At 59.3% G+C, this 17,993-nt stretch carries 22 protein-coding genes and 1 riboswitch; of the genes, 14 read left to right on the top strand and 8 right to left on the bottom strand.

Annotated features, from left to right (window positions below; genetic code table 11):
- Nucleotides 1-6: 6 nt before the first annotated feature.
- From efeB to efeU, 3 genes are read right to left on the bottom strand one after another with little or no spacing between them, the layout of a single operon-like run.
- Entirely contained in the window at nucleotides 7-1,338 is a 1,332-nt protein-coding gene (gene efeB, locus QM780_RS11205; RefSeq protein ID WP_415070557.1) for an iron uptake transporter deferrochelatase/peroxidase subunit, read from the bottom strand.
- Complete coding sequence (gene efeO / locus QM780_RS11210; protein WP_415070558.1) at nucleotides 1,293-2,534, bottom strand: iron uptake system protein EfeO; 1,242 nt, start codon at nucleotides 2,532-2,534, stop codon at nucleotides 1,293-1,295. The genes efeB and efeO overlap by 46 nt, the downstream gene beginning before the upstream one ends.
- A complete protein-coding gene (gene efeU / locus QM780_RS11215; RefSeq protein WP_415070559.1) occupies nucleotides 2,521-3,375 on the bottom strand; it encodes an iron uptake transporter permease EfeU in 855 nt (284 codons plus the stop codon). The genes efeO and efeU overlap by 14 nt, the downstream gene beginning before the upstream one ends.
- A gap of 364 nt (nucleotides 3,376-3,739) precedes the next feature.
- On the opposite strand from efeU, the gene QM780_RS11220 reads away from it, so the two are divergent.
- The 4 genes from QM780_RS11220 to QM780_RS11235 are packed head-to-tail and all read left to right on the top strand — an operon-like array spanning nucleotide 3,740 to nucleotide 6,397.
- Nucleotides 3,740-3,865, top strand: coding sequence for a hypothetical protein (locus QM780_RS11220; RefSeq protein WP_415070560.1), 126 nt, complete (start codon nucleotides 3,740-3,742; stop codon nucleotides 3,863-3,865).
- Nucleotides 3,862-4,614: a metal ABC transporter ATP-binding protein gene (locus QM780_RS11225; RefSeq protein WP_415070561.1), complete on the top strand. Its 753-nt coding sequence runs from the start codon at nucleotides 3,862-3,864 to the stop codon at nucleotides 4,612-4,614. The genes QM780_RS11220 and QM780_RS11225 overlap by 4 nt, the downstream gene beginning before the upstream one ends.
- A complete protein-coding gene (locus QM780_RS11230; RefSeq protein WP_415070562.1) occupies nucleotides 4,611-5,483 on the top strand; it encodes a metal ABC transporter permease in 873 nt (290 codons plus the stop codon). Before QM780_RS11225 ends, QM780_RS11230 begins: the two co-directional genes overlap by 4 nt.
- A gap of 14 nt (nucleotides 5,484-5,497) precedes the next feature.
- Nucleotides 5,498-6,397 carry a metal ABC transporter solute-binding protein, Zn/Mn family gene (locus QM780_RS11235; RefSeq protein ID WP_415070563.1) on the top strand — a complete coding sequence of 300 codons (900 nt, stop codon included), beginning with the start codon at nucleotides 5,498-5,500 and terminating at the stop codon, nucleotides 6,395-6,397.
- 58 nt (nucleotides 6,398-6,455) lie between these two features.
- Here QM780_RS11235 and QM780_RS11240 read toward each other — a convergent pair whose 3' ends face one another.
- On the bottom strand, nucleotides 6,456-6,965 hold the full coding sequence (locus QM780_RS11240; RefSeq protein WP_415070564.1) for a hypothetical protein: 510 nt from the start codon (nucleotides 6,963-6,965) through the stop codon (nucleotides 6,456-6,458).
- A 164-nt stretch (nucleotides 6,966-7,129) separates the two neighbouring features.
- Here QM780_RS11240 and QM780_RS11245 point away from each other — a divergent pair, with 164 nt between their 5' ends.
- Nucleotides 7,130-7,825 carry a nickel/cobalt transporter gene (locus QM780_RS11245; RefSeq protein ID WP_415070565.1) on the top strand — a complete coding sequence of 232 codons (696 nt, stop codon included), beginning with the start codon at nucleotides 7,130-7,132 and terminating at the stop codon, nucleotides 7,823-7,825.
- Nucleotides 7,722-8,270 (top strand): nickel/cobalt transporter, encoded by a 549-nt coding sequence (locus QM780_RS11250; protein ID WP_415070566.1) that lies wholly within the window; start codon nucleotides 7,722-7,724, stop codon nucleotides 8,268-8,270. The genes QM780_RS11245 and QM780_RS11250 overlap by 104 nt, the downstream gene beginning before the upstream one ends.
- Before the next feature lie 8 nt (nucleotides 8,271-8,278).
- On the opposite strand, the gene QM780_RS11255 is transcribed toward QM780_RS11250, so the two are convergent.
- Nucleotides 8,279-8,839, bottom strand: coding sequence for a histidine phosphatase family protein (locus QM780_RS11255; protein ID WP_415070567.1), 561 nt, complete (start codon nucleotides 8,837-8,839; stop codon nucleotides 8,279-8,281).
- 68 nt (nucleotides 8,840-8,907) lie between these two features.
- A riboswitch (cobalamin riboswitch) is annotated at nucleotides 8,908-8,982 on the top strand.
- 61 nt (nucleotides 8,983-9,043) lie between these two features.
- Here QM780_RS11255 and QM780_RS11260 point away from each other — a divergent pair.
- From QM780_RS11260 to QM780_RS11275, 4 genes are all read left to right on the top strand, one after another.
- Nucleotides 9,044-9,253: a CbtB domain-containing protein gene (locus QM780_RS11260; RefSeq protein WP_415070568.1), complete on the top strand. Its 210-nt coding sequence runs from the start codon at nucleotides 9,044-9,046 to the stop codon at nucleotides 9,251-9,253.
- Between the two features lie 21 nt (nucleotides 9,254-9,274).
- Nucleotides 9,275-9,988, top strand: coding sequence for a CbtA family protein (locus QM780_RS11265; RefSeq protein WP_415070569.1), 714 nt, complete (start codon nucleotides 9,275-9,277; stop codon nucleotides 9,986-9,988).
- An 82-nt stretch (nucleotides 9,989-10,070) separates the two neighbouring features.
- A complete protein-coding gene (locus QM780_RS11270; RefSeq protein WP_415070570.1) occupies nucleotides 10,071-10,940 on the top strand; it encodes a DUF1289 domain-containing protein in 870 nt (289 codons plus the stop codon).
- Between the two features lie 163 nt (nucleotides 10,941-11,103).
- Nucleotides 11,104-11,541: a hypothetical protein gene (locus QM780_RS11275; RefSeq protein WP_415070571.1), complete on the top strand. Its 438-nt coding sequence runs from the start codon at nucleotides 11,104-11,106 to the stop codon at nucleotides 11,539-11,541.
- 3 nt (nucleotides 11,542-11,544) lie between these two features.
- On the opposite strand, the gene QM780_RS11280 is transcribed toward QM780_RS11275, so the two are convergent.
- Nucleotides 11,545-12,465: a LysR family transcriptional regulator gene (locus QM780_RS11280; RefSeq protein ID WP_415070572.1), complete on the bottom strand. Its 921-nt coding sequence runs from the start codon at nucleotides 12,463-12,465 to the stop codon at nucleotides 11,545-11,547.
- Between the two features lie 113 nt (nucleotides 12,466-12,578).
- Here QM780_RS11280 and QM780_RS11285 point away from each other — a divergent pair, with 113 nt between their 5' ends.
- From QM780_RS11285 to QM780_RS11295, 3 genes are all read left to right on the top strand, one after another.
- Entirely contained in the window at nucleotides 12,579-13,136 is a 558-nt protein-coding gene (locus QM780_RS11285; RefSeq protein ID WP_415070573.1) for a carboxymuconolactone decarboxylase family protein, read from the top strand.
- A gap of 236 nt (nucleotides 13,137-13,372) precedes the next feature.
- Nucleotides 13,373-13,618, top strand: a complete 246-nt coding sequence (locus QM780_RS11290; protein WP_415070574.1) for a hypothetical protein — start codon at nucleotides 13,373-13,375, stop codon at nucleotides 13,616-13,618.
- An 81-nt stretch (nucleotides 13,619-13,699) separates the two neighbouring features.
- Nucleotides 13,700-13,933 (top strand): hypothetical protein, encoded by a 234-nt coding sequence (locus tag QM780_RS11295; RefSeq protein ID WP_415070575.1) that lies wholly within the window; start codon nucleotides 13,700-13,702, stop codon nucleotides 13,931-13,933.
- Nucleotides 13,934-13,989: 56 nt separating this feature from the next.
- On the opposite strand, the gene dxs is transcribed toward QM780_RS11295, so the two are convergent.
- The gene (gene dxs, locus QM780_RS11300) at nucleotides 13,990-15,933 is read right to left on the bottom strand and encodes a 1-deoxy-D-xylulose-5-phosphate synthase (protein ID WP_415070576.1); all 1,944 of its coding nucleotides are present in this window, start codon (nucleotides 15,931-15,933) and stop codon (nucleotides 13,990-13,992) included.
- Between the two features lie 242 nt (nucleotides 15,934-16,175).
- On the opposite strand from dxs, the gene QM780_RS11305 reads away from it, so the two are divergent.
- Nucleotides 16,176-16,811, top strand: coding sequence for an ABC transporter substrate-binding protein (locus QM780_RS11305; RefSeq protein ID WP_415070577.1), 636 nt, complete (start codon nucleotides 16,176-16,178; stop codon nucleotides 16,809-16,811).
- Nucleotides 16,812-16,942: 131 nt separating this feature from the next.
- Here the strand turns inward: QM780_RS11305 and QM780_RS11310 are convergent, their stop codons facing one another.
- Nucleotides 16,943-17,986: a VacJ family lipoprotein gene (locus QM780_RS11310; protein ID WP_415070578.1), complete on the bottom strand. Its 1,044-nt coding sequence runs from the start codon at nucleotides 17,984-17,986 to the stop codon at nucleotides 16,943-16,945.
- Nucleotides 17,987-17,993 lie beyond the last annotated feature (7 nt).

Raw genomic sequence — 17,993 nt, forward strand, 5'->3', positions numbered from 1 at the left:
GGGTGTTTATGAACGTGTTGGCGGTCCCGCCGCCGCGGCCTCGGCCAGCTTTCGGCCCAGATAGTCGCCAGCTTCTCGCGCTCCTGGAAGAACGAAGAAATAACCGCCACCTATTGGCTTGATGTATTCCTCTAACGGCTCACCGTTGAGCCGCGTCTGCACGGAGATGAATCCTTTCTCAAGATCTGATTGGTATGCGATGAACAGGAGTCCCTGATCGAGTTGTCCGTTCTTGGTGATACCGTTCGAGTAGTTGAACGGTCGCCGAAGCATGAGACTTTTGCGGGTTTCAGGCGTGCGAGGATTGGCGAGCCTGATGTGCGCATTTAGACGTGTAATTTTTCCGTCTGGATCCTTGGCGTAATCAGGAACGTCGCTTTCCTTCGTTCCGTCCATCGGCGCGCCCGACATCTTCTTTCGACCGAAGATGCGCTCCTGCTCGCCAAGCGGAGTGCGGTCCCAACGCTCGACAAAATTGCGGATGATACGAACCGCCTGATAGGTGCCCCCAACGGCCCATTGAGGTTCGCCAGCGATCTCCCCCACCCAAACGATCTCGTCCATCAGCAAGTGGTCGCTGGAATGGGGATTGGCTGAGCCATCGCGGAAGCCGAGGAAATTGCGCGCGCTAGGAACCGATCCGTCGGCTTCCGGCAAAACGGTCGGGACGCTGCCTTCCTGCTTCCACCGAGGCACGAGATATTCTGGCAGATTTTTCAGAATGTCGCGGAGCGCGTGGATGTTCGTGTCGGCGGTATTGGAGGAGAACTGCAACGACAGATCGCCGTGGCACAGATCGGGTTCCAACGCGTCGTTGGTGAATTGCTTCATCCGCTGGAGATGAGCAGGCTTCAAATGCGCGAGCCATGGGCGCATCTCGAACATTGAACTCCCGAGGCCGACGGTAATGGTGAGATTATCGGGAAGAACGACCGGGCCAAGAATGCCGGAATCCGCAGGGGGCAGTTTCGGATCGAGATTCGGTGGCTGGCCACCTTGCGTGAGAAACACGATACGTTCGGTCAGCTTGCGAAGCATGCGATCGAAATCGGCTGGCGTGTCGGCGATGACATCGAGAGACACGACCATGCCGTTCGCGGGCCGAGGCGTGACGATTCCCGCCTGATGCACGCCGTAGAAGGGGACGCGCTGTTCTACGTCGCTGCGATGACTTTCAGGGGCGTCAGTGACCTGCTTGTCGTCAGCGCGGGCATTGTTGGCGATAAGGTTCGTCGCCAACGCACCGCCGGCGGCCGTACCGAGACCAAGGAGCAGCTTGCGGCGGTCGGCATTCAGCGCGCCATGCTGACTTCGCTTATTGCGATCATCATGTGCCATTGGAATTCATCCCTATTGCCGGCTGCAATTGATCGAGCGCCTCGGCGAGATTTGTAAATGCGGCGACCAGGTCTTTGCGCTGACTTCGCGTCGCTTGACGCCTGCGGCGCCGTTTGGATGGCTTTCCTCTGCTTGGCGATTTGATCCTTCACGGCGTTGAAAGCCGCGTCGATCTTTTGCGCAAGTTCCGGATTGACGGGCTGCACGACTGGCCGCAGCAAGCCGATGACTTTTCCGATGCCTTCGACATTGGCCTCGACGTCCGAGATGTCCGTTTGCGTCGAACCATTCTCTCCGGCGGGTAGGCGGTCGCGAGCGAGCTGCGTGGTGAAATTGCCGACGCTGTCGATCAGGACGTCGGGCGTCATCTTCATCGCCTTCACCCGCTCATCGAGCGTGGTGAGGTCGGCGACGAGACGGTCGGCGATCGGCGCGAGACCATCAAGGTTCTTTGCGTCGAAAAGGCCGCGCTCGATGCGGTGATAACCGATGAATGCAGGATCGTTTTCGCGATGCTCAAAATAGGTAGCAACCGGATCGATCGTGTTCTGCAGATCCGAAAATCGATAAACAACCGGCTCGATACGCTTATAAGGCTGACGCGCCGCAGCGTACGCCGCTTGCGCCTTGGCGAGATCGCCGGATTTGATGGCGTCCGCAAGCTCGGTAGCGCTGCGCACCGCAGCAGTGCTCTGCCGGCCGAGATAGAATTTGTACTCGGACAGCGGTCCGAGGAAGTTGCGCATGGTTGCGCGCGCGGGCTCGGTGCTAGCGTTCTGCGAGGCGGTAACGACCAATGTTCCGCGAGGATTTGACAGCAGTCCGCAGGTCACTTCGTACGTGCCCGGGGAGAGGCGTACCTTCAGCGTTTGTTTGAAGCCCGGCGCGATGTTCTCACGCTCGGCAACGACCATCACGCCGTCGAGGATTTCCCACTCTACCGGCCGTTCTGACTTATTGGCGATCTCGAAATTTTGCTCGCCGGCGGACGTGGTAATCGTGTTGGGCTCGCAAGCCTTGGGCGTCACGGCAACGGCGATCGCGCCGCCGGCTTTTTCGTGTCGCGTTGTCAGAGTAGCGACGTAGAAAGCAGCGCCTGCCAACGCAACAAGCACAGCAGCGCCGGCTACTCCAAGATACAGAAGGCGAGATGAGGGAGCCTGAGGCCTTCCCTTGCCTGGATCAGGCGCGGACATTTCTATTACCTTGGTAGGATTCTGTGGGGACAGGCTCCGGTCGGGCAGGACGGAGGTAGAGATAGAGGACGACTGAAAGAAACCCGAGGTAGACGATGACCTCGCCTATTGTCGGATTTTCCTGATAGCTGAAGACGCCGGATAGAATTGTTCCAAGCAGGCTCGAGACGGGGAGGATGCCGCTCCAGTCATAAGCGTGCTGCTGCAGGCCATTCCACAAACCAGCCTCGTGCAAATTGCCTACTGCGGTTGCAAGAATTCCAGCAGCGACGAAGATGATGAAAATTCCGGTCCACTTGAAGAACTGACGAAGATCCAACCTGACCCCGCCGACGTAGATGATCAGGCCGACCACCACCGCCGCGGCAACGCCGGCCAAGGCTCCGAGGGGGGCTGCGATGCCGTCGCTCTGCTGAAAAATCGCGAGCAGGAAGAAAATTGATTCAAGTCCTTCGCGCGCTACGGCGAAGAATACGAGGCAGATCAGTCCCCATGTTCCACCATGCGACGAGGCGAAGGCGGCATCGACTGAATGTTGCAGCTCGGACTTGATCGACCGCGCCGCTTTTCGCATCCAGAACACCATCGAGATCAGAACAGCGACGGCGACGAGGCCGACGATCGCCTCGAAGAATTCCTGAGCCTTCTGGGGAAATTCCGCGCTGAGGAACAAGAGCCCTGCGCCCGCGAACAGGGACACGGCGACTGCGAGCAGCACACCCATCCAAACAGCCGGCATCCACTCGGAACGACCCGTCTGAGCAAGATAGGTTGCGACAATTCCGGTGATGAGGGCTGCTTCGATGCCTTCGCGAAGCATAATCAAAAATGGGGCGAGCAAGCTCTCTTCCCCTCGCTTTATGTCTAAGGGTGACCACGACGAAATAGGAAACTTGACTTCTATATTCAAGTTTCCATATGTCGCAACCTGCTTTGCGCAAAATCAATTTTTGGCAATGTTTGCGAGCCGTAACGCGGCGCGCCCGCCGTCAGGCTAGCTTCTTGATTTTCCTAAACAAGCCAGAGGCGCTGTTTTCCAGCACGAAGCTGCGCACGGATTAAAGCCGCCCCTCAATCCGCCCGTGATCGGATCACACCCAAGATGATTTCTTCGATGCCTTCAGCGGGCGCGCGCAATTCAGCCATAGTCACTCCGCATTAAATGTTATATTATACGATTTAGTGTACTGACGTGAGCTTTGAAGATGAAAAACCCCGATGGCTTTCAGCATTCCATGATGGCCGAGGCCGCCCACAGGCGACTGCTCGGTGCAGCGGTCATTCTGGTGGTGCTTTGGATCGCGATCGGTTGGGCGGTGTCGCTGCCATGACCAGACCTTTGATCAATCTCCACGACGTGACGGTCACGTATGCCCGACATCCTGCCATTCATCATCTGTCGGGTATGTTCCGCGACGGCAGCATGACCGCGATCACGGGACCGAACGGCGCGGGCAAGTCGACCTTGCTAAAGGCGATCATGGGGGAACTGCCTCTGGCAGGCGGAACAATCGATCGAAGCGGATTATCGGCGCGCGATTTCGGGTATCTGCCCCAGGCCGTCGACATCGATCGTCAGTTTCCGATCAGCATCGCCGATACGGTGATGCTCGGGGCATGGAGCCGAAGCGGCGCCTATCGGAGTATCAGCCGGGATATCGTCGTCAAAGCGGAACAAGCGCTGCAGACCGTCGGCTTGGATGGCTTTGGCGGCAGAAGCATCGGGTCGCTCTCGGCGGGGCAATTCCAGCGCGTTCTTTTCGCGCGCCTACTGCTACAAGATGCCAAGATCATTGTTCTCGATGAACCCTTCACGGCCATCGATGCGCGCACGACGCGTGACCTTCTCGACATCGTTTGCCGATGGCATGACGAAGGCCGGACGATCATTACAGTTCTGCACGATTTCGATCAGGTTCGCGCACATTTCCCCGAAACACTTCTTCTTGCACGCGAAGCCATTGGCTGGGGTCCGACCGACGTCGCCATGTCGGCAAGGAATCTTCTGCGTGCGCGAGCGATGGCAGAAGGATGGGACCCAGACAGCGAGGTGTGCGTGAAGGGGGCGGCGGTCGCATGACGCTTTATTCGACCTTCGTTTCGCCTTTCATCGACTATGGCTTCATGCGGCGGGCGCTGGTGGCATGTATCGCACTTGCGCTCGGATCGGCGCCCGTCGGCGTGCTCTTGATGTTGCGCCGGATGAGCCTTGTCGGCGACGCCATGAGCCACGCGATCCTTCCCGGCGCCGCAGTGGGTTTTCTGATTGCAGGCGGTCTTTCATTGCCGGCGATGGGTCTCGGCGGATTGGTCGCGGGCCTCAGCATCGCACTGCTGTCTGGGCTCATAAGCCGGACGACGGCACTCAGGGAAGATGCGAGCTTCGCAAGCTTCTATTTGACGTCGCTCGCGCTCGGCGTGCTGATCGTATCGCTCAAAGGGTCGAACATCGACCTTCTGCATGTGCTGTTCGGCACCATTCTCGCGATCGATCCGAGAGCGCTCTGCCTCGTCGGTGGGATTGCGTCGCTGACGATTATCACTCTTGCGTTGATCTATCGTCCGCTCGTTGCCGAATGCTTCGATCCGGGCTTCCTGCGCGCGGTCGGCGGACACGGATCTCTCTTTCATTTTCTGTTTTTGCTGCTCGTCGTGATCAATCTCGTGGCGAGCTTCGAGGCGCTCGGAACGCTGATGGCCGTCGGCCTGATGATGCTGCCCGCCGCGGTCGCGCGGCTTTGGGCCCAGACGCTTCCGATGATGTTTGCCATAGCGGCGGCGACGGCCGCCGTCTCAGGCTATCTCGGACTCGTCGCGTCGTTCCACTTCGCAGTCGCATCCGGGCCGACAATCATCCTGACCGCAAGCTGCATCTACGGTGCCTCGCTGGTTTTAAGTCCGACGGGATTGGTGCGCCGCCTCTATTCACGTCCTCACTTCAACGCATGAACAGGAGATCGAACATGAGGGTTTCTAATCTGCTATTGGGACTGCTGACATCAGCAGCTTTCGGCGCTGGATTCGCCGGCGATGCGTCGGCGAAGACGCTCAATGCGGTGGCGAGCTTCACCGTGCTTGCGGATATCGTGAAGGAAGTCGGCGGCGACCACGTCGCGGTCAAGAGCCTCGTTCCGCCGAATGGCGATCCACACGAATTCGAGCCGTCTCCGGATGATGCGAAGACCCTCAAGGAAGCCGATGTCACCTTCATCAGCGGCGAAGGCCTGGAGAGCTGGTTCGAGAAGCTCGTGTCGGCATCGGGCTATAACGGCAAGCCATTCGTGGTGTCGAATGGCATAAAAACGCGCAAGATGGAGGAAGACGGAAAGACCGTCACTGATCCGCACGTGTGGAATAGCCCGGTCAACGTCAAGGTTTGGGTCGCCAACATCGAGAAGGCGCTGGCTTCTGCCGATCCGGCAGATGCCGCAGATTTCAAGGCCAACGCCGCCAAATATTCGAAAGAACTCGATGACCTCAATGCGTATGCGAAGTCGGTGATGGGTTCCGTTCCGAAAGATCGGCGCAAGATTTTGACGAGCCACGACGCCTTCGGATACTTTGGCAGAGAGTATGGCGTGCAATTCCTGTCGCCGATCGGGCTGTCGACAGAGACGGAGGCATCGGCCGCCGACGTCGCCAAGTTGATCGATCAAATCAAGGCGGAAAAGGTCAGGACCTACTTCTTCGAGAACTCCAACGACTCGCGGCTCGTCGATCAAATCGCGAAGGCTACGGGCGCGCAGCCGGGCGGCGAACTCTACGTCGAGGCGCTGTCGAAGGCCGATGGTCCGGCGCCGACCTACGCAAAGATGTTCCGATACAATGTCGACCAACTGTCGAAAGCGTTCGCCGGCAGCTGAACGACGCCTGCGAAGGACTGCTGAGTTTGCGGCGGGCCTTATGGCTCGCCGCATTTTTCTATCGGACGTCCGGATCCGCGTAGCAACTGCGCATGGCTTCACAGCGATGCGGCCCTGCGAAGTGCATATTGTCGCCCTTGGCGGCATGAATGAAGTCGCAGACCTGGTTCAATCCTTCTTCCGTCAACCAGCCCTCGCGACGCCCCCGCTGCACTCCAAAACAATCGGCTGTTTCTTCGTCGGGGCCGCGGAACTGATGTCCGCACTCATGCGAATAGATCCACAGCTCCACCGGGCGCGGCAGCTGATCGAGCAGGTGGGTATTGAGAATGATGAAGCCCGGATAGGCGGCGCCATAGTCGTCGAGCTTGTCGTCGATGACGGTCGGCCGTGCTCCGCACTGAATGCGGTAGCCTTTGAGCTTCAACTCGCCAACTGGCACCAAATACGCGCTTCCATTCGTATATCCGATGTATTCCTCGGCGGTAGGACCGCTGTCGGAAACGCCCGCCAACACGAAAATCGGCGCGATCACACACAAACGTGCGAGCAGTTTGGGTACTTTCATTCTCGTGAAGTTCCATTCCACTGAGAGCTCTGCCTCTGCCGTCTTTGTCCGGGTATCGACCGCCTCCGTCCGGTCATAATCGTACGGTGTCTATCAATAGTATAATATACGAAACGCGCAACCATCGTTGCATTGGCTCGAATGCGCACCGGGGGAATCTTCCTATGAAATATTTGCACGGAGACCGCGCAGTCCGTCGTCATCGCGTCCGGTGGAACGGATTGCGGGCAGTCCTCGCAGTCGTTTTGACTTCTCTGCTGATGTCGATTTCGTTCGCGGCGCAGGCAGGCGAAACGCCCATCGCCATGAAATCTCCGTTCGGTCCGGCCGGCGCCACTCAAGCGCAACCGGCGGGTGAAGCGTCCTTCGCCACGCGTGCGATGGATGCTGCTTGGTCGATTCTGATTTTTGAGCAGCATCGTTTGACTCAGAACATGACCGGCGCCGTACGCAATCTCCGCTCGACCAGCAACGTTGCCGCCGCTACCGGGGCTCTCGTTATCGCGAGCTTCATCTATGGCATCCTGCACGCCGTCGGGCCGGGGCATGGCAAGGCGGTGATTTCCTCCTACATGCTCGCCGATAAAGAGACCCTGCGGCGCGGAATATTCCTCGCGTTTCTATCGTCGCTTATTCAGGCCTTGTCGGCAATTACACTGATCGGCGGACTTTACGCGGCGGCTTTGGCGACGGGATTGCAAACGAAGTGGGCCGAAGCCTGGCTCGAGACGCTGAGCTGGGGCTTCGTCGCCGCTCTTGGAGCATGGCTGCTGCTTAGACAGCTTTGGCCCGGGCTCTCATTTCACGGCATTCTCCGCAAGTCATCGAGCCCGAGTTCATCATCACGACGAAGCGCATGATCGGCACGAACATGGCCACGACGACAGATCGCATACCTGCGAGCATGATCACGTTCACGATGAACATTGCGGTCATGCCCATCTACCTGGCCCGGAGCAGCTGAAGGGCAGATTGTCGTGGAGCCGGGCGCTGGCGATATCGTTTTCGATCGGCATCCGGCCGTGCACCGGCGCGTTGCTCGTGATCATTTTCGCTGCCAGCCAGGGACTCATTTGGGCGGGCATCCTGGCAACGTTCGCGATGGCATTCGGGACGGCGTTGACGGTGTCATGCCTCGCCGCGCTTTCGGTCGGGTCTCGCAAACTCGCGATCGCTGTCGCCGGCGCAGAAAGCCGTTGGGGAAATTTCGTTGCGAAAGGAGCAAGCATCGTGAGCTCGGCGGCGGTGTTCGTGCTTGGCACCGTATTCTTCTTGCAATCGTTCCACGACGTCCGCCCCTTCTGAGGCTCATATCAATTCGCGATCGATCTCAGCGCCCAGCGCCGGCCGTTTGACGTCAGTTGAACCACCGCGAGCGGCGCGACGTCGATGTTCCAGAACGACGTCGGGCCGGCATGGATCGCGGCAAGAATCGCAGCGCGGATGAAGGACGGGTGCGTGACGGCCAGAATGCGGCCGTCGCGCGCGGAGATGTCCTCCAGCCAAACGGATGCGCGCGCGAAAAGCTGATCGACGGTTTCTCCTCCGTGCGGCGCAAAGTTCGTATCGGAAAGCCAGCTCTCGAAGCCGTGCGGATCGGAGGCGGCAACGCTCTTCAAGGACTGGCCCGACCAGTCGCCCAGATCGAGGTCGCGGAGAGACGGGTCAATTTCAGGGCGCAGATTCAATGCCGTCGCAGTCTCGATCGCACGCTTGGCGGGGCTCGAGAGCACGGCAGAAAAGTTCGTGAATTGACTTGCTAGCGCTGCGGCATCCTGGCGGCCGACGTCGTCGATCCCCTCGTCCAGGGGAAATGCTGCCGCCCTGACGGCCGGGGTCGAAGCATTAGCAATAAATGTCAGGCGCGGCGGCATCTTGGCTTATCGCTCACATTGACAATTGGCCGGGCCGCCCTATGGTGAACCGTGCATCGTCATGGGTAGGAAGCCGGTGAGAATCCGGCACGGTCGCGCCACTGTAATCGTGGGGCGTTTGAAGCGTCCACCGAAAGTCAGACCCTTCTTGTGACTAGAGCACGGTTTGCAACGGGACGCGTAATCCCACGGAGACTTAACCTTATGGCTCATTCCACAATTGCATCGGGCGGCATTCTCGCGCCCGTACCTGTCCGCGAAATCATTCCCTGGGCGATCTTCGCGGGGCTCTTGTTCCTGCTGGCGATGTATTTCGTTGGTGTCGAGGAAGGCGCAACGGCGGTGTTCAACGGCATGTACGTGCACGAGTTCGTGCATGACGGCCGGCACCTCCTCGGCTTCCCTTGCCACTGATCGCAGCGGAGATTTTCAGACATGGGATCTTTGCTTGTGCGCGGCATGATTGCCGGGCTTCTCGCTAGCCTATTGGCGTTCGGGTTCGCAAAAGTCTTAGGCGAGCCTCAGGTCGACCGAGCCATCGGGTTCGAAGAGCAGATGGCGAAAGCCAAGGGTGAACCGGAAGAGGCGGAAATCGTAAGCCGCGAAGTGCAGGCGAGCATCGGTCTTCTGACCGGCGTGGCGCTCTACGGCACGGCATTGGGCGGACTGTTTGCGCTGGCCTTTGCGTTCCTCAACGGGCGGGTGGTCAATCATTCGCCGCGGACGACGGCCATCATCATTGCCGCACTTGGGTTTCTGGCGATCTATATCGTCCCGGACCTCAAATATCCGGCCAATCCGCCAGCGGTCGGTAATCCCGACACCATCGGGTACCGGACCCAGCTTTACTTCGGGATGATCGTGTTCTCGCTGGCGGCACTTGCGATTGCGGTCAGCGCGGGACGGCAGTTCTTCGCGCAAGTCGGAGGTTGGAATGCCATTCTGATTGCCGGAGCAATCTATGTGGCGTTGACCGCCCTTGCCGGCTACTTCCTGCCGCCGATCAACGAAGTGCCTGAAGGCTTCCCTGCGGATCTGCTTTGGAAGTTCCGCGTCGTTTCGCTCGGGATCCAAGGCATCCTGTGGGGTGCCGTGGCGATTATCTTTGGCGCATTGGTCGAGCGGACGAGCCTTAAGCCCGCTCACTAGACATTGCGGCCGGGCCGGATCGCTGCGGCGTTCCGGCCTATCTGCGCATCAGACGATCCATTTCAAAAAGGGCCAGACGCACGTGGCTCGCCATTCACCTTGCATCGGCATTTGCAAGCTCGACGACGCGACCGGCTTCTGCCTCGGTTGTGGTCGCACCGGGCGCGAAATCGGCGACTGGATCGCGATGAGCGAGAGCCAGCGCGATGCCATCTGGGCGGCGCTACCGCAACGCTTGGCGAAATTGTCGGTCCGTGTTCGCCTGTTGCCCTGGGTTCAGGAAGAGCTTGTCGATTGGGTGCGCGACACCATCGTCGCGCGGCAGGGGACTTGGGTCGCCGGTGTTCCCGGTGCGGTCGCGGAGTTTCCGTGCAAGGGAGATGGCGCGATCGACGTCGTTGTCGAAAACGGCGCTGTCACTGCGGTGCGTTCGGACGGCGCGTTTCGCGTCCGGATCAACGAGAAGGTTCGCGCCTTTGCTTTCAGTGAAGGTGGCCCGGTGGTTCTGGGATTGCCTAAAGGACGCGCCGGCATTCGCTCATCTGTTACGCTGCAATCGCTTGGGCCCGATACGGAAGCCATCGCCGAGACGTCACGCGCGGATTCTTTATTCGATATCGGAATCGGCCGAATGTATTCGCGGTTCTGCGTCCGTACCGACAATGAAGCGCTCGTCTCCCTGCTTTCGGATTTCGAAGGCAGGCACTGGTCCGAATTCATGCCGATTTTAGAGTGCCGGCTGATTGCCGCCAGCCCGCATCGTGTCGTCGAAAGCGCGGTTACGCGGATCGAGGTGTTCGCCAACTTACCGAGCGCCGGCCAATCATCGCCAAACGGATGTCATACGCTTTTCCTACCCGAATTCCTGAAATCGGGCGACGAAATCGCAGAAGGTTTGACGCCCCCGGATTATGCGGCGCCCGTCGCGATCTTTTATCCCAACAAAAGCTAAGCAAAACGGTGAGTTGAGGCGGGATAAGCGTCTTGTCCCCAGCTCTCGACCCGCGCTCTTGCGTTGGCGGGTTGAGAGGGCGCTCGCGCCGTAGTAGTGACGTTTTTATTGAATAGCCTGAGGCTTCGATAGTCAGAGAGGAATCGGATGCGCAGCATCGGCTTTGGACTTCGCGCTCGCTACCGCAGCGGCTTTGGTTTCGTCGCCCGTTTCAGCTGATGATCGGCTGCAATCCTCGTTCACCGAGCTGGTCGGCAAGGGTTTTGAGGTGAAGTCCGTCACACTCATTCCCCTCGAGGTCGCAAAGAGAGTGACCGAGAAGGTCAAGACCGACAACGTGATCGTCACGTTGCAGAAGCAGGAAGCCGTCGCAGTCTGCTACATCGCATTCGCGAACTGGGCGTTCATGAATAAGACGTCGCTCGACTCGCCGACGCTGTGCGAAGTTCGCGCGTCTACTACGGAGGAAAGTGCAGCGCCGGCTGCCGCTACTCCCCCGTCAGCGGCTGCAGAAGCGCCGCCAGCAGCGCCCACGCCCGAACCAACACCCGAAGCGACGTCGCCGCCGAGCCCGCCGGCTGCTCCGGCTACGAATCCATAGAACTCAGGCTTGATCCGTAAGGTCGCCACTCTTGACGAGTGATGCCTTCAACCGAGGCGTCGCAAAGTCGAGGAATGCCCGGAGCTTCAAAGGCAAGAGACCGTTGCCCGTGTAGACGAGGCTCACCGGAAGCGGCGCAGGTTCGAAGCGCGAAAGCACGATCGCGATCTTGCGGTCCGCAAGCGGCGCCGCGATCTGATAAGACAGCACGCGCGTTATTCCGATACCCGACACTGCCATGTCGATTGCCGCCTCCGCGGTGTTGACGACGAGGCGAGAATGCACGGGCACCGTCTGCGCTTGTCCGTTGCTCCAAAAAGTCCACGAGCGTGGGGACATCAGTCCTTCGAAAGTGATGCAATCGTGCGTCGCGAGGTCGTTCGGGCTTTCGGGTATGCCGCGCGCGTCGAGATAGCTGGGGCTGGCGCAAACAACCCTACGGATCGACCCAACTCGCGCGGCGACGAGGCTGCTGTCTGGAAGGTCGCCAATCCGGAGCGCGACATCGACATGCTCTTCCAGAATGTTCACCACGCGATCGCTTAGGGTAACGCGGACGTCTATTTCGGAATAAGCCCTGAGAAAGGCGCCGACGATTGGAAGGAGATGCAGGCGACCAAAAACGATCGGCGCGGTGATCGCCAGCTCTCCTCGTGGCGCGCGATATTCTCCAGAGGCGGTGCGTTCGGCCTCGACCACGTCTTCCAGGATTTTACGGCAAGCGGCGACGTAGGATTGGCCGGCGTCCGTCAGTTCCAATCGACGGCTGCCGCGGTTCAACAGCCGTGTGTGAAGGTGAGCTTCGAGCTCGGATACCTTTCTGCTGACGGTCGCCAGCGGCATTCCGAGACGACGTGCTCCTGCCGAAAGACTCCCCGCATCAGTAACGGCGAGCAGAACGGACATGGCCTCGAAGCGATCCATCGAGTCTCTCGAATTTCGGGAGGATGATTGCCGATAATGTCGTCTATTTCGCGAAATTGAAAGGATTTACCTGAGCGACGGCCAATTTGGGCCTGATCTCAGAGGAGTTGCCCATGTCACGCATCCCAACGCCAGCGACAATTGCCGATGCCCCCGCCGCCACTCACGCACAGCTCGAAGCCGTCAAAAAACAGCTCGGCACTGTCCCGAACATGTTCCGACTGATTGCTACGAGCCCAGCGGCTCTCGAAGGGTATCTCAGCCTTTCCGGGGCGCTCGCAAAAGGAAAGTTGCCGCCGCAGACGCGTGAGCGGATCGCTCTTGCCGTCGCGGAGATCAACGGGTGCAGCTATTGCCTTTCAGCGCACACTTATCTCGGCCGAAATCTTGCCAAGCTTGACGACGCTGAAATCACGGCCAATCGAAACGGCGCGTCAAACGATACTAAAGCCGATGCCGCTGTTCGTTTCGCGGTGCAGGTTCTCAAAGCTCGCGGCCATGTCAGCGATGCCGAGTTCGCCGCTGTCGGTGCGGCAGGCTACGACCATGATCAGATCATTGAGATCGTTCAGCATGTGGCGTTGAATGTGTGGACGAACTTTTTCAACGAGACGTTCAAAACGGACGTCGATTTTCCAGTCATCACTCCGGCTCAAAGCCGCGCGGCCTGACCTTGAACGAGTTCGCCGCCGCGCAGGAGTTGCGCGGCGATTTTAATCCGCGATGAGGGCATTAACTAGAATGCCCTTGACGACCTTTGATAACGAATAACTCCACGCTGACAAATTGCGATGGATGTGCCTTAGTCTCACCACCGAGTGAAGTCATATCAGACAAAAATCGGGCACATCACCACATCAATCCGCGAGCGAACGTGAGGATCGGAACAATTTGGGTGGGGCGCGCAATGGCGCGCGGTGCGGTTCTCGCGATCTCCATGTTGGCTGGCGCGGGAACGAGCTTCGCCTACAGCGGAAGCGCCGATGAGCAGCAGGCGTGCACTTCGGACGTATTCCGACTGTGCTCGGCCTACATCCCCAATGAAGACCGTATCGTTGCCTGCTTGAACAAGCACATGGCAAAGCTCAGTCCGGCCTGCCGGTCAGTGATGAAAGGCGAAAAGCCGAAATCGAAGTCCGGTGACACGCGCTAGTCCCGAGGTGATCGAAACCAATTCTGCGAGGTCTGAACCGTGCGAGGAACATTTCGACTTGGGACGATGCTGGCCGTTGGCATGGCAGCCGCACCGCTCACGGTTGCGAGTACGACGGCGTCATTCGCGCACAGCGGCACGCCCGAGGAACAATCGGCCTGCACGCCCGACGTTCTCAGCCTTTGCTTCTGGCAAATCCCGAACGAAGACAAGATCGTCGCTTGTCTCAACAAGAACATCAATCGTCTCAGTCCCGAATGCCGGAAGGTGATTGCGGGAGACGACGATAAGAAGGGCAAAAGCTCAAAGAAATAGCCCGCCGCCATTCGCCACGTGCCGCGAACGCATTGAGACGCTCGCGACGTGAAAAATCAGCGGGCGCTGCCGCGTGCGGCCCGGATGGCGGCCGTTTCGAGTTGGATGGCATCGCAAACTGTTTCGACGATGCCCTGCGCGGATAGTCCAGCGCGCTGGTTCATGATCTCGGGCTTGTCCTGATCGACGAAGACATCGGGCATGACTTTCGATCGAACCTTCAGTCCTCGATCGAGAAGACCATTTTCAGCGAGATAGTGGAGCACGTGGCTGCCGAAGCCGCCGACGGATCCTTCCTCGATCGTAATCAGCACGTCGTGGTTTTCTGCGAGCCGACGAATGAGATCGGTGTCGAGCGGCTTCATGAAGCGCGCGTCGGCGACGGTCGCAGACAAACCCAGCGCAGCCAACTGATCCACAGCCTTCATCGTCTCCTGAAGGCGGGTGCCGAGCGACAGCAATGCAATCGTCGATCCTTCGCGCAGGATGCGGCCCTTGCCGATTTCCAGCGGTACGCCGACTTCGGGGAGGGCAACGCCCGTGCCCTCGCCTCGCGGATAGCGGAACGCGCTCGGGCGATCGTCGATCGCGGCGGCAGTCGCAACCATGTGCACCAGTTCGGCTTCGTCGGCCGGGGCCATGATGACCATGTTTGGCAAGCAGCCAAGGTAGGCGAGATCGAACGATCCGGCGTGTGTTGCGCCGTCGGCGCCGACGAAACCGGCGCGATCAATCGCAAAACGAACCGGCAGGCTTTGCAGCGCGACGTCATGGACGACCTGATCGTATCCGCGCTGAAGGAACGTCGAGTAAATAGCGCAGAACGGCTTCATGCCTTCTGATGCCAGGCCCGCCGCGAACGTGACGGCATGCTGCTCGGCGATGCCGACGTCGAACGTGCGATCAGGGAACGAGCGTCCGAAGACGTCGAGCCCCGTTCCGTCGGGCATCGCCGCGGTGATGGCAACGATCTTGTCGTCTCTCTTGGCTTCGGCGAAGAGGCTGTCGGCAAACACGCGAGTGTAAGACGGTGCTGACGCCGCGGCCTTCGCCTGCACACCGGTGATGACATTGAATTTTGCGACGCCGTGATATTTATCGGGCGACGCTTCGGCCGGTGCGTAGCCCTTGCCCTTCTGCGTTACAACGTGAACGAGGATCGGGCCCTCTTCCGCATCGCGGACGTTGCGCAAGACAGGAACGAGCTGGCTCAGATCATGGCCGTCGATCGGTCCGATGTAATAGAAGCCAAGCTCCTCAAACCAGGCGCCGCCGTGCCATAGATTGCGGGTATATTCCTCGACGCGTGCGGCGCGCTGTTCCCAGCTCTTGGGCAGACGCTTTGCCAGCTGCTTCGCCAGATCGCGGACGTAGAGATAGGAACTGCTCGACGTCGTTCGTGCGAGATAAGACGACAAGGCGCCGGTCGGCGGCGCGATGGACATGTCATTGTCGTTCAGAACGACGATCAGCCGCTCGCTGCGCGCGCCGGCATTGTTCATGGCCTCGTAGGCCATGCCCGCGCTCATCGCGCCATCGCCGATGACGCAGACGACGTTGTTCTTGCCGCCCGACATTTCGCGCGCGACCGCCATGCCAAGGCCGGCGGAGATCGACGTCGAAGAATGCGCGGCGCCGAATGGATCGTATTCGCTTTCGGTGCGTTTCGTGAAACCTGATAAACCGCCCGGCTGACGAAGTGTGCGGATGCGATCGCGCCTGCCCGTCAAAATCTTGTGCGGATAGGACTGGTGGCTGACATCCCAGATCAGACGATCGCGGGGCGTATCGAAGAGATAGTGCAGAGCGACCGTCAGCTCGACGACACCGAGCCCGGCGCCAAGATGTCCACCCGTTTGAGATACCGCATCGATCAATTCCGTGCGCAATTCGGCGGCAAGCTGCGGAAGTTCGCTTTCAGCCAGCTGTCTCAGATCGTCCGGCGTATCGACTTGATCCAAAAGCGGTGTTTTGGAGAGCCGAGATACCCTTGCGTCCATTGACCGAACCCCCAACTGCCGACCGAGTCCCGCTCGATAACAAATTATGGACCGATGACTCGGCTCAAAAAATGGAACATCTGGCGCGCAACGGACTCTACGGGGATGTGTTGCATCCGTGCCTCACGAATCGGAGACACACTCGGCTAAATACCGCCATTGTGCCTGCCTAGGACCTTTTGGCCGAAACGCTGATAACAGCGGGGGCCGGCTTTTACTTTTCGAACACTCAGGGAGGGGCAATGGTCCCGATCAGAAAATTGCGTGCACTTTGGACATCGACTCTAGCTTTCGTGATGATGTCGGTAACCATGATTTCGCTCGCCGCCGCACAAGCGGCAGATTCACCGGAAGCAACGATCAGCAGCCTCAACGCGACGCTTCTCAGCACGATGAAGCAGGCGCAGACCTTGGGCGTGGAAGGGCGCTATCAGGTGCTCCAGCCCGTTCTTACCAAAACGTACGACACGCCTTTGATGACGCGTTTGGCGGTCGGCCAGACCTGGGCTTCGCTGCCCCCAGACCAGCAGGCTGCCATCACGGATGCGTTCCGGCGGATGATGATTGCGACGTATGCTAAGCGCTTCGACGGATTTTCTGGCGAATCCTTCCAAATCGTCGAGATTTCAAATCGCGGAACCGCGGACAAGATGGTCAAGACTCAGATCATCCAGAGCAACGGCAAGCCGGTCGCCATCAATTATCTGATGCGGAAATCGGGGCCAGACTGGAAGATTGTCGACATCTATCTTGACGGCACCATCAGCGAGTTGGCGAGCCGGCGCGCCGAGTTTTCGACGATCCTCAAATCGGGTGGACCGGACGCATTGATCGCTTCGCTGAAGAAGCAGGGCGACAAGCTGCTCTCTGGCAGCTGAGCGCGGCGCGGCCGCGATTAGCAATCACGTAATAAATAGGGCGCTGGCTGCACTCGGCCGGCGCCTTTTATTTTGCCCGTTTTAGAGCCTTTGCTGTGTGAGAGCGATCGATCGTGTGGTCGATCGGTTTCTTACTCTTCGGCGGGAGATTTCTGCTCTTGAGCGGGAGAGGTCTGCTCTTCCGCCGGAGACGTTTCCTCCTCGGCGGGCGATCTCTGCATTTCGGCAGGAGATGCCTGCGCGGGCATCGGCGGTCCGACGACAACGAGTGAACCGCGCTCGGCCGTACGCGTCATCTTGGGAACGTCGGTCACCTGACGCTTTTCGAGCATCATTGGCGACGACACCAGTTCGGTCACAGGCTCAATGGCGTTGGGATCGGGCGGCGGCGGTGTGCTTGTCAACGCGCTCGTATCCAGGGCTTCCTGCAACTCCGCCTGGCGCTTCTGCTGGCTGACGCTGCGCAGCATCGAATAGAAGTCGATCGAGCTGTCCTCGAGCGTCTTCATGTCCTCGGCTTTGCTGAGGTTCGAAAGCGGACTCGACACTGTTCCAGCGAGATCGACGCGGCTTGCGAGCGTTGCGAATTTGGTTGGGATCAAAGCGGCTGCCGGCAGCGTCGCTGCAAATTCGACGCCGCTGCCGATCGCATCACGATACGTTGTCGGTCCGAGTACGGGAAGCACGAGGTAGGCGCTGTCGCGATAGCCCCAGACGTACATCGTCTGTCCGAAATCACCTGACTGATGGGCCATACCCTGTGTCGCGGCGACATCGAACAAGCCGCCGAGGCCCAGAGTCGAATTGAGCGCAAACCGGCCAAACGTCGTCGCCGCCGCCTGCAGACGAAGCTGCAGGATGTTGTTGGCGAAGGTCATTGGCTCGGCAAGGTTGGTCGTAAATGCGTCGATCCGATCGCGGACGTTTTCGGGGACGTTGTTGTTATAGCTTTCCGCAGCCGGATAAAGGAAATCGTGATTGAATTGCTGGTTGTTGTCGAAGACCTTGCGATTGAACGTTTCGTTGGGATCAGCAACGGGCTTGGGCGTCGGATCGTCTTCCTTCGCGGCGAGGTGCTGCGGCGGCAGCCCAGGCGGGGACGCGCTGGCGCATGCCGACAGGCTTGCACCAGCCAAAACGCAGCCGACCCAATTTAGGATGGCGCTGGATTTCACGTCCCGA

The organism is Hyphomicrobium sp. (genome assembly GCF_047600905.1).
GTDB lineage: Bacteria > Pseudomonadota > Alphaproteobacteria > Rhizobiales > Hyphomicrobiaceae > Hyphomicrobium_B.